The following is a 14,199-nucleotide window of genomic DNA, read 5'->3' as shown; positions in this document are numbered from 1 at the left end:
AATAGCCAAGTTTAAGTATGATTTTTATTAAATTTTCCCAGTTCTTGACTTCAGGCAGTTTCAATAGGGTAAGAATATAGTAAAATCCAGCTATCTTGCCTAAATCCATACTACATATTGCTTACAAATAATTTAAACAATACTACAGCTTTTACTGGGTTTTTAAAGATAATCATCATCAACCATATTCTGCTAGTTTGCTCGCTCTTAGTACGCTGTTGTCTTGCTCACGCATCATACAACCTGAGTCAAGTAGTCCCCCGCCTTGGAGGAAAAAACGTATGAAGCCTCTTGCTTATCTTTCTCTCTCCCTGCTGGTGTTAGCTATGGCTGGCTGCCAGAAGCCCGAAATGGAGAAAACAGCCAAGCAAGAAACGCCGCCTCCTACCCGTATTGCTCCACAACAGGATGATACCCGCTGCCTGAACCTGGCAGAACAGATGCAGAAAATTAATTCGGAAAGTACAGTAGAGTCCTTAGATCAAGTCAATGCACAAATTAAAACCTGTTTGCCACAGCTAAAATTTGAACAGCAAAAACAGATTCTCAAAGCCTCGAATGCCATGTATCAGCGCTTTTTGACAGTTAAGCGTACTCCTGAACAGCAGACAGCATTTGAAGACTATGCTTTTAACCAGTCCCCTCATCCGACGTTACAGCAAAGTTATACCGAAAAATTTTCACCGCGTGATCAGTACCTGCTCAAGCATCAGGGCAAAGTATATTATGAGCTATATGATGGTGGAGAAGGCATGTTCAGTTATCGCCGCCAGCCACAATATCTGGCACAGATTTTTGCCCCCTATTTACCGACTGCCGAGCGAATCTTTATTGAAAAACTGGCTAGCCAGAACCAGCAGAGTCCTCTGCGTGATGGCGCACTGACAATTTCTTGGGATGAAATCGCACAGCGTGCACAGTTCTGGGAAAGCTATGTCAAGCAATATCCGAATAGCAGCTTTATAGATGATGCCAGACTGCTGCTTTCACTTTATACCTCATTTCTGTTTAAAGGTATGAATAACACCCCAATCTCTGATACCTATACTGGTGAGCTTTCTATACGGCCAGATGCACTGACTGTGATTCAGCAAGTTGCTAAACAGCGCGACTCGGAACTGGCCGCCCAGTCCAAACGCTTTTTAGAATTTGTAGAGATGTCACCCGCCCAGCGTAATCAGAAAATAAAAGTTCAGCTGACTGCGCCGGAACGTCTTTCAGGACAGGAAAATATTTTGACCTTACGGCAGCTGGAAAAATATGTTCAGTTACGTGACCCGTATGCCAACTCCCCACGTGACCAATATCGTGACTGTTTTAGTGATGCTGTCTGTATAAGTTATTAAGACCAAAGAACTACATTGTTACTTCAAGCATGGCTGTTCATTCTGAAAATCCATGCTAAGATCTTTACATGCTTGACGGAGCGCGAGTAATTACTCGCTGAGATCATGTAATTCCTTTTTTCAGGAATTGATCATGAGTACCGTTGAACCTGATCAGGTTAAGACCTGCGTAGGAATCAAGCCATCTAAAAACTGAAGCTCTTCTTTTATTCTTACAGGATAAATCTGCCACCGTTTTTGGTCGTGCTTGATTCGTTGATATCATTCATAAGGATCATGTACATGAACCAGTTAACGAATCATTCTTCTTTACCTTTATCTAGTCAGCATGAGCAAGAAGCCAAAGAACTGACCCGTATTTTGCCTGCTTCAAGAAAAGTCTATATACAGGGTTCACGTCCCGACATTCAGGTTCCCATGCGTGAAATCAGTCTGACCGACACCCCAACCGGTCTAGGCGGTGAACACAACCCACCAGTTATGGTCTACGATACATCGGGTGTTTATACCGATCCGAGAATCAAGATTGACCTGAAGCAGGGCCTGCCAGATGTACGTAAACGATGGATTGAAGAGCGTGCAGACACCGAAGTCCTGAACCAGCTTTCTTCAGAGTTCGGACAGGCGCGCTTAAAAGATATTACTACTGCCGAAATCCGCTTTGCCCATATCTCACAGCCCCGTCGTGCCAAAGCAGGTAAAAATGTTACCCAGATGCACTATGCAAAACAGGGTATTATTACGCCAGAAATGGAATATATTGCTATTCGTGAAAATCAGCGTCAGTGTCACGGCGTTGACACCCGACAGCATAGTGGCCAGAACTTCGGTGCACAGAATTTACGTGAAATCACGCCAGAGTTCGTGCGTCAGGAGGTAGCAGCAGGCCGGGCCATTATTCCTGCCAATATTAATCATCCAGAAATTGAACCGATGATCATCGGTCGTAACTTTCTGGTCAAAATCAATGCCAATATCGGGAATTCGGCTCTGGGCTCATCAATTGATGAAGAAGTTTCTAAAATGACATGGGCAACCCGCTGGGGTGCCGATACCATTATGGATCTGTCAACTGGTAAAAACATACATGAAACCCGGGAATGGATTATCCGTAACTCCCCGGTACCGATTGGAACTGTTCCAATTTATCAGGCGCTGGAGAAAGTAAATGGAGTAGCCGAAGACCTGACTTGGGAAATTTTTAAAGATACCTTGATTGAACAGGCTGAACAGGGTGTTGATTACTTTACTATTCATGCTGGCGTATTACTGCGATATGTTCCACTGACTGCTCAGCGTCTGACCGGTATTGTATCGCGTGGCGGCTCGATTATGGCACAGTGGTGCCTGGCCCATCATCAGGAAAATTTTCTGTATACCCATTTCGATGAAATTTGTGAAATCATGAAAGCCTATGATGTTTCTTTCAGTCTGGGAGATGGCTTGCGTCCGGGGTGTATTCAGGATGCCAATGATGAAGCGCAGTTTAATGAACTACGAACTCTAGGCGAGCTGACTCAACGTGCCTGGGAGTATGATGTGCAGGTCATGATTGAAGGCCCTGGTCATGTGCCTATGCATATGATCAAGGAAAACATGGATTTGCAGCTTGAAGTATGTAAGGAGGCGCCATTTTATACATTAGGGCCGCTGACTACCGATATTGCTCCGGGATATGACCATATTACCTCGGCTATTGGGGCTGCCATGATTGGCTGGTACGGTACTGCCATGTTGTGTTATGTCACGCCAAAAGAACACTTGGGGCTTCCAAATAAAAAAGATGTAAAAGACGGGATTATCACTTACAAGATTGCAGCGCATGCAGCAGATCTGGCTAAGGGTCATCCCGGAGCCCAAGTGCGTGATAATGCTCTATCCAAAGCCCGCTTTGAATTTCGCTGGGATGACCAGTTTAATCTGAGTCTGGACCCTGATACAGCCCGCAGTATGCATGACGAAACCCTACCCAAAGAGGCACATAAATCAGCTCATTTCTGCTCAATGTGTGGTCCAAAATTCTGCTCAATGAAAATTACCCAGAATGTCCGGGATTATGCTCAGAATCAGGCAAAGAACCAAGAACTCGAAATAGCACAGCAGGTAGAAGAAGGCTTTGAAACGATGAAGGCGGCTTACCATGAGGCAGGCCAGAAGCTTTATCATAAAGTCTAAATTTCTAAAAAAACATTTGAGTAAGTCTTAATCTCAGTTAGGATGAAGTAAACATTTCTTCATCCTGATTGAACGTATGACCATCATTGAACAGGCCAGCTATTCTGCAACCGATGTTAAGATTGAAGCACGTGAACGTGTGTACCAAGGTTTTATACAGATCGAGAAAGTCGCCTTGCGTCATCGCCTGTTTGGCGAGAATACCTACACTCCTGTATTACAGCGCGAGCTGATTCATCGTCCAGAGGCGGCAGGTGTCCTGATTTATAATGATGAACAGCAGAAATTTGCTTTGATTGAGCAGTTCCGTATTGGTGCTGTCGATGACCATGAATCACCATGGCAGCTTGAAGTAATTGCGGGTGTTCTTGATGCAGGTGAATCTGCTGAACAGTGTCTGTACCGTGAGAGTCTTGAAGAATCAGGTTGCGAAATTCACACCCTGCAACATCTTTTTAGCTTTTACCCTTCTGCAGGGGCCTGCTCCGAGTTATTTCACCTATATACAGCCCAAGCAAAGCTCGATCTAAACGGAGGAATCTTTGGTATGCCCGATGAAGGCGAAAATATTCGTCTTCATATTTTGGACTATCAGGACATTGACCCGCTATTTCAGCAGAATCGGTTATGTAATGCCCCAGTCATCATGGCCTTGCAATGGCTTAGGCAGCATGTAGTCACAATAATAAAGAACTGAAGGATAACGATGATAGTCTCTCATTCAATGGAGCATCGAGATACTTGGGTGATCATACAAATCACCGATACGCATCTGATGGGGCAAGCTGAAAAAGAATTTGTACAGATGAACCCCGAACAAAGCTTTCATGCAGTCATACAGCAGATTCTTCTCCAGCATCCCCACATTGATGCGATTATTCATACAGGAGACTTGGCCCAGGAACCCGAACACATCACATACCAGCGTTATCTCAGCTATATGCAGGGTTTAGGAATACCCTTTTTTCAGGTTCCAGGCAATCATGATGATCTTGATTATTTTCCGTTTCAGCAGAGTTATCATGAACCGGGTATTGTCGAGCTTGGAAACTGGTGCTTGTTTTTATTAAATAGTGCAGTGGATGGCCGAGTAGATGGCCACATTAGCCAGACACAGCTTAAGGCACTTGAACAGCAACTTCAGCAACATGCGCATCAGCATGTCTTAATTGCCTGCCATCATCACCCTTTCGAGATGCGATCCCGATGGATCGACCAGCATAAACTCAAGAATACCCCGGAATTGACAGAAATATTGGCTCAGCATAGTAATATACAGGCTGTAATTTGTGGTCATGTACATCAGGACTCCATCCATATCTGGAATAATATCCAGTTTTTATCGACCCCATCTACCTCTGTTCAGTTTAAGCCACTCAGTGACCAGTTTGCGCTAGATGAGCAGGCTCCAGGCTACCGGATACTCAAGCTGCACAGCAGTGGCCAGTTAGATACGCAAGTACATCGCTTAAAAGATTTTCATCACAGAATTGAGACAGAAATTTCAGGCTATTAACTTTTCATTTCTTAAATTTTGGGCTAATTTAAGACCCTTAAATTTAGTATTAAGCCGATAGTCTGAGAGAGTGTGACTATCATCTTAATTAAAATATCTATATGATGACCGCCCCTGATGGGAAAATTCACCCTAGGGGGATGGATATAATACTTGCATATCACCATATTTTTTGCGTATAGATATACGTATATGATGAGGAATGCCCTATATGGCGAATGACAACCAGAATCAAGTCTTAGACGAACATACAGAAGCTGCAGATAGTGAAAAAACTGCTGCAAAACGTACCCGTAAGCCGAAAGCTAAAACTTCAGAGGCAGGTACAACAGCAAGCTTGTTTGGTATAGCGCCTTATCAGCCTAAAAAAAATGAAGAATACATGTCTGAAGGGCAGCTTGAGCATTTCCGCCAGATTCTAGAAGCGTGGAAAGCTGAATTGATGTCGGAAGTAGACCGTACTCTAAACACCATGCAAGATGAGAATACTGCCCTGCCTGATGTAAATGACCGCGCTACCCAAGAAGAAGAATTTGCAATCGAGTTACGGACCCGTGACCGCGAACGTAAACTGATCCGCAAGATTGAACAGTCTTTACAGACCATTAAAGATGAAGACTATGGTTTCTGTGAAACCTGCGGGATTGAGATCGGTTTACGCCGCTTAGAAGCGCGTCCGACTGCTACGTTATGTATTGATTGCAAAACACTGGCGGAAATCAAAGAGAAGCAGAATAACGGCTAATTCTGTGAGCAGTGATTCCTTTCTGATCTCTTCTTTACAAAGGAAAATGTCAATTCAAGAGCATTACGTGGGTCGGTTTGCGCCATCGCCAACCGGCCCTTTACATTTCGGCTCACTTATTACAGCGGTGGCCAGTTACTGTGATGCCAAAGCCCGACAGGGTAAATGGCTGGTCCGGATTGAAGATACAGACATCCCGAGAATCTCTCTTGGTAGTGAACAGCATATCCTTTGTGCCGTTGAGGCCTTTGGTTTCGAAGTAGATTCACATATTATTTTCCAGAAAGACCGCCTTGATATTTATGAGTCGGTTTTGACACAATTGCGAAAGCAGGGCCTAGTTTATGCCTGCCAGTGTACCCGTAAAATATTAGGCTCCAATCATATCTATACAGGTACCTGCCGCCATCTCAATCTGCCATTTGAGCATCAGGCCATCCGTATTAAGGTAAGTGACGAAGAACTGTGCTTTACAGATCGACTGCAAGGCAAGCATTGTTCTAACTTGGCTTATGATTTGGGTGATTTTGTGCTCAAACGTCGTGATGGGATTATTAACTATCAACTGGCTGTAGTAGTGGATGACTACTTACAGGGCGTTACTCACGTGGTACGCGGTGCCGATTTGCTCGACAATACGGTCCGGCAAATGTGGCTGGGTTCAGTGCTGGGTTATCCTGTACTGCATTATATGCACCTTCCGCTTGCAATGAATAGTCAAGGACAAAAGCTCTCCAAACAGAATCTGGCATTAGCACTGGATTTAAGCCAGCCCTCTGTCTTACTACAAAAAGCTTTAAATGCTCTAAATCAGCCTGCTGTTGATTTGGATACGCCTTCTTTAATGCTCAAACAGGCAATTAGCCAGTGGAGTGTTGAGGCCATACCTCACAGCTTGATGCTAAATGGTCACTATCTGTAACATGAAAAGATTGCTTGAATCTGAAAAGTAAGCTGCAATGGAGCAGAACAGATCAGTGGAGCAGCAAGATGTTTTTTATTTTCGGTATCGGGCCCAAAACAAAAACAGTTGAAAATGGACAGTTTGTGTGTCCAGTTTGCCGGACACGCAGCGCTTATGAACTGAAGCAGCAACGTCAGTATTTTTCCTTATTTTTTATACCTCTCCTGCCCCTGTCAAAGGCTAAAGGAGAACTTGTAAAATGCCTGCATTGTGGCCATGAAATGCCGGGCATGGTACTGGAGCATGCCCGGATTTAGAAAATTTAAAAGCTGGATTCTTCACGGTTTGGATTGAGGACCTGAGTAGAGGCATCAATTTTTAAAATCAGGCTGATCATTACAGCACACATCATGAGTGAGGTTCCTCCATAACTAATGAAAGGCAGCGTTAGTCCTTTGGTTGGCATAAGGCCCATGTTCATGCCAGCATTAACCAGAATCTGCAGCAGAAAAATAATACTGATACCATAAGCCAGATAGCCTGCACGCAGGTATTGATGTTGCAATGCACGATGGCCAATTTTGATACAGCAGGCAAGCATGGTAAAAGAAAGGCCAATGACTACAAAAATACCAAAAAAGCCCAGTTCTTCACCCAAGACGGCCAGCATGAAGTCAGTATGCGCTTCTGGTAGATAAGACAGTTTTTGTACACTATGCCCAAGTCCGGTTCCAAACCACTCCCCCCGGCCAAATGCCATTAATGCATTAGACAACTGATAACCGGCACCGAGCGGATCTGCCCAAGGGTCGGCGAAAGAAATCAGTCGCTGGAATCGATAAGGCTCAAACAGGATCAGGAATACGATTGCTGCAACTACGGCGCCTAAAAAGATCAGGAAGGTTCGTGGCGGTGCACCGGCCAAGAAGAAAATACCCAGCATCATCATGACAATAACCACCGTAGCGCCGAGGTCTGGCTCTGCCACAATCAGGCCTACAGTAATAGCCATGATTGCACCTAAACGCACCAGACCTTTCCAGTGATTTCGCACTTCTTCAGCACGGCGCACCACATAGTCTGCGGTAAAAATTGCCATCATTACCTTTGCAATTTCGGTGGGTTGCAAAGTAAAACCGCCCAGCCTGATCCAGCGGGTAGAACCATTTACCTCAGTCCCGATGACCAGCACGGCGGCTAGTAATACAATAGTAATGAGCCATAATGGGAATGTATTTTTAAACCAGACATTCAGGGCAATTTTATAAGTCAGAAATGCTGCAATCGCTGCAACTACAATTGAAAGAGCGTGACGTATAATATAATGAAACGGATTTTCATGCAGATACTCGGCATAGGGCATCGAGGCGGATGCAACCATCACCGACCCGAGACATAGCAATGCCACAACACAGAAAATCAGAACATTACGCGCTGTAATTTCAGCCGGTATTCGTGGTGCACAACGCTCATACCACTGCTGGACCTTGTTAATGGTTGTCTGAGCAAACCCAGCCATAGACCTTTCCTTATCTTTCTTCTTTTAGACCAATGCTTTTACACAAGCAACAAACTGATGACCTCGATCATCATAACCTTTAAACATATCAAAGCTGGCACATGCAGGAGACAGCAGGACCACATCCTCTGCATCTGCCTTGGCATGGCATAGCTGTACCGCCTCTTGTAAAGTTGCAGCTTTCAGAATTTCAGTACTGCCTTCAATTGACTGTTCAATCTTCAGTGCATCTTCACCAATCAGTACCACTGTTTTGACATATTGCTGAACTGCTGCGCGAAGAGCCTTAAAGTCCTGCCCTTTGCCCTGTCCGCCTAAGATGACCACAACCTTACCTTTACGGGGTGCTATGGCTGCGCCTAAGCCCTCAATTGCTGCTAGAGTTGCACCGATATTGGTTCCCTTAGAATCATTGTAATAGCGTACGTTATTCACCGTATCGACATATTCACAGCGATGAGCCAAGCCTTTAAAGCTTTTTAATGTTTCTAGCATAGAATTTAAAGGTAAACCGATAGCTTCACCTAAAGCCAGACAGGCTAGTGCATTTGCAATATTATGTGTACCCTGAATATACATTTCTGTGCTTTTCAGCAGGCGCTCGCGGCCACGAGCTAGCCAGAGTGTACCGTCTGTATCACGCAGTACACCATACTGGTTCATATCTGGTGCATTCAGCCCAAAACTTTGTACTGGCACAGCATCAGGAACTAAAGGGCGGCTCAAGGCATCATCACGGTTAAAGACGACTTTTTTAACGCCCTGAAAAATCCGGTGTTTGGCTGCATGATAACCCAGCATATCACCATGCCGGTCCAGATGATCTTCACTCATGTTAAGCACGACTGCCACCTCGGCATTTAACAGTGAAGTGGTTTCTAACTGAAAACTTGATAGTTCCAGAATAATCAGTTCTGGCTGATCTTTAAGTAAATCAAGCGCTGGACGACCCAAATTCCCGCCCACTGCAACTTTTTTCCCAGCCTCTTTTGCCATTAAACCAATCAGTGTGGTCACGGTACTTTTAGCATTCGATCCGGTAATGGCTACAATTGGCACCTCGGTGGCGCGGCGCAACAACTGGATGTCACCTACTACTGGAATTCCTTTTGCTATAGCTTGCTGAATTTCAGGAAGCTGTGGCGCGAGACCGGGGCTTAAAATGATTTCTTCAGCCTGTAGCAGTAACTCGGTATCTAGTTGTCCGAAACTGGTCTGGATACCTGCAGGAATCTGGTCATGTCCTGGTGGATGGGTCCGTGAGTCTGTCACAGCCACCTGATAACCACGCTCATGAAGAAAATTCACGGCAGATACGCCCGAGATGCCCAAACCGGCCACGACTTTTAATCCGCCACGCTGTATTAACATTTTTGCCCCGCATCTATGTGTATTTAGAAACTGACGAAATGGTAGCACTTTGAGATTTTGAAAGCTTTTTCTGTTTTGCTTTTAACCTCATTTTTTTTGTGTCAGCGCGTAAAAAAGCCGTCATCTTGGACGGCTTTTTATAGTTTCAGTTATTGTTATTTAAAGATTAGTGCCATTTTACAGGCTTTACCTCATCATTTTTTATCTGTTTCATATCTGGTTTGGCCTCACAACCACAGCTTCCTCCACAGCCACTACTGGTCGACTTTGGTTTTAACCATTTTGCCAGTGTATGCCACTGTTTCTGCTCACAGAAACGAGAAAGGCTGAGGAAGACCGAATTGGCAGTTTTTGGGAAGACCTTTTTGAAGACAACCACTGCGCTCCAGATCACTACCAGCGCGACTATAATCATTTCAACCATCTCAACCTCCTCTCTTCACTTAAGCAAAATAATGTGAAGCAATTTGATAGGTCAGGAATGACATAAAATATGCCAGACCAAACAGATATGTGGTCATAAAGGCCACTGTTTTCCATGAACCGGTTTCACGGCGTACTGTTGCCAGTGTTGCCAGGCAGTGCGGGGCATAAATAAACCATACCAGAAGAGACAGACCGGTGGCCAGTGACCAGCCACTACCATCTGCACTGATCAGCTGTGAAAGTCCCTGTGATACCGCATCTTCATCAGTTGCAGACAGGGCATAAACGGTTCCAAGAGCTGCAACCACTACTTCACGCGCAGCCATGGCCGGAATCAGGGCAATACAAATCTGCCAGTTAAAGCCAAGTGGGGCAAAGATTGGCTGCATCAAGTGGCCAAGCATCCCGGCAAAACTATAGTCAATATCTGGCATAGTCGCGCCTGCTGGTGGCTGCGGAAATGTACAGAGAAACCAGAGCAGAACCGACAGTGCAAAGATAATGCCGCCCACGCGTTTCAAGAAAATCTTGCCACGGTCCAGCAAGCCAATCCAGATATTTTTAATATCCGGAAAGCGGTAACTTGGTAATTCCATTAGCAAGGTATGCTGAGATTTATCTTTATAGAAGAACTTCATGATGGTCGCCACCAAGAGTGCACTAACAATACCAGCCATATATAAAGCAAACAGGACCAGGCCCTGCAAATTCATAAAGCCCCAGACTGTCTGCTCCGGAATAAAGGCAGCAATTAATAATGCATAAACTGGCAGTCGCGCCGAGCAGGTCATCAGTGGCGCCACCAGAATAGTGGTTAAACGGTCACGTGGATCACTAATACTGCGGGTTGCCATGATACCGGGAACTGCACAGGCGAAACTGGACAGTAAAGGAATAAATGCCCGACCACTCAGTCCTGCCTTGAACATCAGTTTATCTAGCAAAAATGCTGCTCTAGGTAAATATCCAGACTCTTCCAGTACTAAAATAAAGAAAAACAGAATCAGAATCTGTGGCAAGAACACCACAACCCCGCCTGCGCCGGCAATAATACCGTCAACCACCAAACTGTTGAGAAGTGGCTGCGAAATATAAGGACTGATAGTTTCACCCAGCCAGCCAAAGAAAGTTTCGATCCCGTCCATAAAGGGCGCAGCCCAGGCAAAAACCGCCTGAAAAATCACAAACATCATCAAGGCAAGACTCAGCAGCCCCAAGACTGGATGCAAGAAGATCTTGTCAAAAAAGTCGGTACGTTTATCTTCCTCATCAATATAGTTCACCACATCTTTTAAAATATGGGTGATCTTTTGATGAGTACTGCCTGATAAGCCGCTGAGTTCGGTATGTGGCACATCAAACTTGCGCTGATCCAGTGAATTGATCAGGCTTTCAACCCCGGCATTACGTACAGCCACAGTTTCAACCACATTTACACCCAGGCGTTCAGAGAGCTTTTGTGTGTTGATCTGCATGCCGCGACGACGTGCTTCATCCATCATGTTCAGAACCAGCAGAATCGGACGGCCAAGCTCGATCATTTCCATGACCAGCCCTAAATGCAGTTTCAAATTGGTTGCATCCACCACACACAGAAATACATCCTGCTGGCCTTCTTCGATAATTTTGCCTTGCACTACATCGCGGGTAATGGCCTCATCCGGACTGGTAGCATTTAAACTGTAGGTTCCAGGTAAATCCAGTACACGCACCTGCTGACCCGAAGGCAGCTCGAAAAACCCGGTTTTCCGTTCAACCGTTACCCCGGCATAATTAGCTACTTTCTGGCGGGTACCGGTCAAATGATTAAATAAAGAAGTTTTTCCGCAGTTAGGATTTCCCACAAGGGCAACACGTAAGGGCTCACTCATGCAGGTGTTCCTTCTTTACTGATTTCAATTTTCTCTGCTTCGGCTCTACGCAGGGCAAAACGGGTAAAACCAATCTGGATCAGGATTGGATCACCACCGAATAGCCCTTTAGTAATGACCTGAACCTGAGTTCCCGGAACAAAGCCCAAGGTTTCCAATCGGCTTGCTACAAGGTCAGACTGCTCTGAAGTGCCATCCAAAGTCCGGTTGACCTTGGTAATGATGGCAGTTTGCTTAACTTTTAGCTCTGATAAACGCACCGCATCTAATCCTAATATTTTTTGCCCGGCCAGTATAACAAACAAATGAGAATAATTAACAAATAGGGATCGATTTCAATTCTATTTTTCTGCACAAATCGACAATCACCCTGTTTTAAACTACAGTTTGACCAGTAATGAAGAGATGGATTGGAACAGATTAAATGCTCAATAAAAAACCACGTATCCCCTCTCCGGTGCAGATTCCGGAACATTTAAGTTTTTTACAGGGTTTTCGTGATTTTTTAATTGCACAGACTGTTAGTCCGCATACCCGGAATGCTTATTTATCCGATCTGATCCAGTGTAGTGAATATTGTCCCTCTACTCCGCTACCGCTCTGGAACAGTGAAGATATTGCTGATGTTCTGTTTGAACTCACTAAACAGGGCAAAAGTCCCCGTTCAATTGCACGGACACTGTCAGCCTTACGTTCATTTTTCAAATTTATGCGTGAACAGCAATTACGAAGCGATAATCCGGTTGCCACACACAAAACGCCTAAGCTTGGCCATGCGCTTCCTAAAGATCTGTCTGAACTCGATGTTGAACACCTGCTGCATGCTCCTGACATCAATACTCCACTAGGACTGCGGGACCGGGCTATGCTGGAAGTTCTATATGCCTGCGGACTGCGGGTCACTGAACTGTTAAATTTAAGGCTGGAGCTGATTAATCTGAAACAGGGCTATTTACGTATTACCGGTAAAGGCAACAAAGAACGTTTAGTCCCTTTGGGACAGGTTGCCATTGAATGGGTCGAGAAATATCTCAATGAAGCACGGCCACAACTCTATAAAAGTGCCACAGACTATCTGTTTTTAACTCAGCATGGCGGGATTATGAGCCGGCAAAATTTCTGGTATGCCATCAAGCGTTATGCTCTTCAGGCCGGTATACAGGCAGAGCTCTCCCCACATACATTAAGACATGCTTTTGCCACACATTTACTTAATCATGGTGCTGATCTTCGTGTAGTGCAGATGTTGCTGGGCCATAGTGATTTATCCACTACCCAGATTTATACTCATGTAGCTCAGATCCGTATGCAGCAATTGCATGCAGCTCATCATCCTAGGGCTTGAGAATAAGCTGGTAAAACAGCACATGAAGATTGAACTCACGCCCCATATTTTTGTTATGCTAAACATCTTCAAATAACACAATGTTTAAAATAAGGGTTGTCTATGTTATTTACCCGTTCGAAAATTTTTATGGCGTGTGCCATGAGTATTACTCTCCTGCTAGGCGCCTGTTCTAATGACAAGAATAACCAAGGCAATACCAATACCTTAACTGCAACTGCTCCTGCAACAGGTGAAGCATCCAACCTATCCGAGCGTAATGCCCAGCAACGTCTGATCAAGACACTGCAACAGCATTTCAAGAAGGCCAACATTAATGCCAAAGTGGTTGATGTCAAGGCAACAGAAGTGCCAAACCTGTACTGGGTTTCACTCGAGGGAATGCCGTCAGTTTATGCCACCAGTGATGGTAAATATCTGATTCAAGGTGATGTGATCCGTCTAGGGGACAAGGAGTTGCATAGTGTGAGTGAAAACCTGCAATCAGTTGAGAATAAACGCTATCTACAGGAACTGAAAACTGAAGATCTGATCGTTTACCCAGCTAAAAATAAAACCCAGCACATAATTTACGTATTTACCGATGTTAGCTGTCCATACTGCCAGAAACTGCATGCGCATATGGATGAAATCACCGCCAAGGGCATCGAAGTACGTTATATTGCCTGGCCACGTGGAGATCAGCTTTTCCCTGCGATGGAAAGTATCTGGTGCAGTAAAGACCGCGCTGCTGCATTTGAGCAGGCTATTCAGGGAGTACAGCTTCCTGCTGCAACCTGTAAAACTCCAGTTCGTGCACAGTATGAATTGGGCCACCGTATGGGAGTTAATGGAACACCAGCGATTTATAATAGTGAGGGTGAATACCTAGGAGGCTACCTTGCACCAGACGAACTGTTAAAACGCTTAAATAATTAATTTTTATATAAAACCTAAATATTTTTTATAGGTGAAGATAATCAATCTTCACCCTAGAGTCTG

Annotated in this window: 14 protein-coding genes and 1 riboswitch; of the genes, 9 read left to right on the top strand and 5 right to left on the bottom strand. The window is 44.8% G+C overall.

Features of this window, described 5'->3' with window-relative positions:
* Nucleotides 1-281: 281 nt before the first annotated feature.
* From N518_RS0104885 to N518_RS0104855, 7 genes are all read left to right on the top strand, one after another.
* Complete coding sequence (locus N518_RS0104885; RefSeq protein ID WP_005022990.1) at nucleotides 282-1,346, top strand: hypothetical protein; 1,065 nt, start codon at nucleotides 282-284, stop codon at nucleotides 1,344-1,346.
* A 66-nt stretch (nucleotides 1,347-1,412) separates the two neighbouring features.
* Nucleotides 1,413-1,539, top strand: a riboswitch (TPP riboswitch).
* 89 nt (nucleotides 1,540-1,628) lie between these two features.
* Entirely contained in the window at nucleotides 1,629-3,521 is a 1,893-nt protein-coding gene (thiC, locus tag N518_RS0104880; RefSeq protein WP_005022988.1) for a phosphomethylpyrimidine synthase ThiC, read from the top strand.
* 76 nt (nucleotides 3,522-3,597) lie between these two features.
* Entirely contained in the window at nucleotides 3,598-4,218 is a 621-nt protein-coding gene (locus tag N518_RS0104875; RefSeq protein WP_026444028.1) for an NUDIX domain-containing protein, read from the top strand.
* A 9-nt stretch (nucleotides 4,219-4,227) separates the two neighbouring features.
* Entirely contained in the window at nucleotides 4,228-5,037 is an 810-nt protein-coding gene (gene cpdA, locus N518_RS0104870) for a 3',5'-cyclic-AMP phosphodiesterase (RefSeq protein WP_005022985.1), read from the top strand.
* Between the two features lie 211 nt (nucleotides 5,038-5,248).
* Nucleotides 5,249-5,782 carry an RNA polymerase-binding protein DksA gene (dksA, locus tag N518_RS0104865; protein ID WP_005022984.1) on the top strand — a complete coding sequence of 178 codons (534 nt, stop codon included), beginning with the start codon at nucleotides 5,249-5,251 and terminating at the stop codon, nucleotides 5,780-5,782.
* A gap of 46 nt (nucleotides 5,783-5,828) precedes the next feature.
* Nucleotides 5,829-6,704: a tRNA glutamyl-Q(34) synthetase GluQRS gene (gluQRS, locus tag N518_RS0104860; protein ID WP_016801156.1), complete on the top strand. Its 876-nt coding sequence runs from the start codon at nucleotides 5,829-5,831 to the stop codon at nucleotides 6,702-6,704.
* Nucleotides 6,705-6,772: 68 nt separating this feature from the next.
* A complete protein-coding gene (locus tag N518_RS0104855) occupies nucleotides 6,773-7,003 on the top strand; it encodes a zinc-ribbon domain-containing protein (protein WP_005022982.1) in 231 nt (76 codons plus the stop codon).
* 5 nt (nucleotides 7,004-7,008) lie between these two features.
* On the opposite strand, the gene ftsW is transcribed toward N518_RS0104855, so the two are convergent.
* The 5 genes from ftsW to N518_RS0104830 form a co-directional block, all read right to left on the bottom strand.
* Nucleotides 7,009-8,205 (bottom strand): putative lipid II flippase FtsW, encoded by a 1,197-nt coding sequence (gene ftsW / locus N518_RS0104850; protein ID WP_005017125.1) that lies wholly within the window; start codon nucleotides 8,203-8,205, stop codon nucleotides 7,009-7,011.
* Between the two features lie 24 nt (nucleotides 8,206-8,229).
* Nucleotides 8,230-9,576, bottom strand: a complete 1,347-nt coding sequence (murD, locus tag N518_RS0104845; RefSeq protein ID WP_005017127.1) for a UDP-N-acetylmuramoyl-L-alanine--D-glutamate ligase — start codon at nucleotides 9,574-9,576, stop codon at nucleotides 8,230-8,232.
* Between the two features lie 166 nt (nucleotides 9,577-9,742).
* The gene (locus N518_RS0104840) at nucleotides 9,743-10,000 is read right to left on the bottom strand and encodes a DUF6587 family protein (protein WP_026444027.1); all 258 of its coding nucleotides are present in this window, start codon (nucleotides 9,998-10,000) and stop codon (nucleotides 9,743-9,745) included.
* A gap of 19 nt (nucleotides 10,001-10,019) precedes the next feature.
* Entirely contained in the window at nucleotides 10,020-11,873 is a 1,854-nt protein-coding gene (gene feoB, locus N518_RS0104835) for a ferrous iron transport protein B (RefSeq protein WP_005022978.1), read from the bottom strand.
* Nucleotides 11,870-12,133 (bottom strand): FeoA family protein, encoded by a 264-nt coding sequence (locus tag N518_RS0104830; RefSeq protein ID WP_005017133.1) that lies wholly within the window; start codon nucleotides 12,131-12,133, stop codon nucleotides 11,870-11,872. Before N518_RS0104830 ends, feoB begins: the two co-directional genes overlap by 4 nt.
* A 164-nt stretch (nucleotides 12,134-12,297) precedes the next feature.
* On the opposite strand from N518_RS0104830, the gene xerD reads away from it, so the two are divergent.
* Together xerD and N518_RS0104820 are read left to right on the top strand one after the other, a co-directional pair.
* The gene (xerD, locus tag N518_RS0104825) at nucleotides 12,298-13,218 is read left to right on the top strand and encodes a site-specific tyrosine recombinase XerD (protein ID WP_005022976.1); all 921 of its coding nucleotides are present in this window, start codon (nucleotides 12,298-12,300) and stop codon (nucleotides 13,216-13,218) included.
* A 102-nt stretch (nucleotides 13,219-13,320) separates the two neighbouring features.
* Nucleotides 13,321-14,136: a DsbC family protein gene (locus tag N518_RS0104820; RefSeq protein WP_005022973.1), complete on the top strand. Its 816-nt coding sequence runs from the start codon at nucleotides 13,321-13,323 to the stop codon at nucleotides 14,134-14,136.
* Nucleotides 14,137-14,199: the final 63 nt, after the last annotated feature.

The organism is Acinetobacter sp. UNC436CL71CviS28 (assembly GCF_000620525.1).
Taxonomy (GTDB): domain Bacteria; phylum Pseudomonadota; class Gammaproteobacteria; order Pseudomonadales; family Moraxellaceae; genus Acinetobacter; species Acinetobacter radioresistens.
Note: the sequence above shows the minus strand (reverse complement) of the source record. Positions and strands in the feature narration are given on the sequence as shown.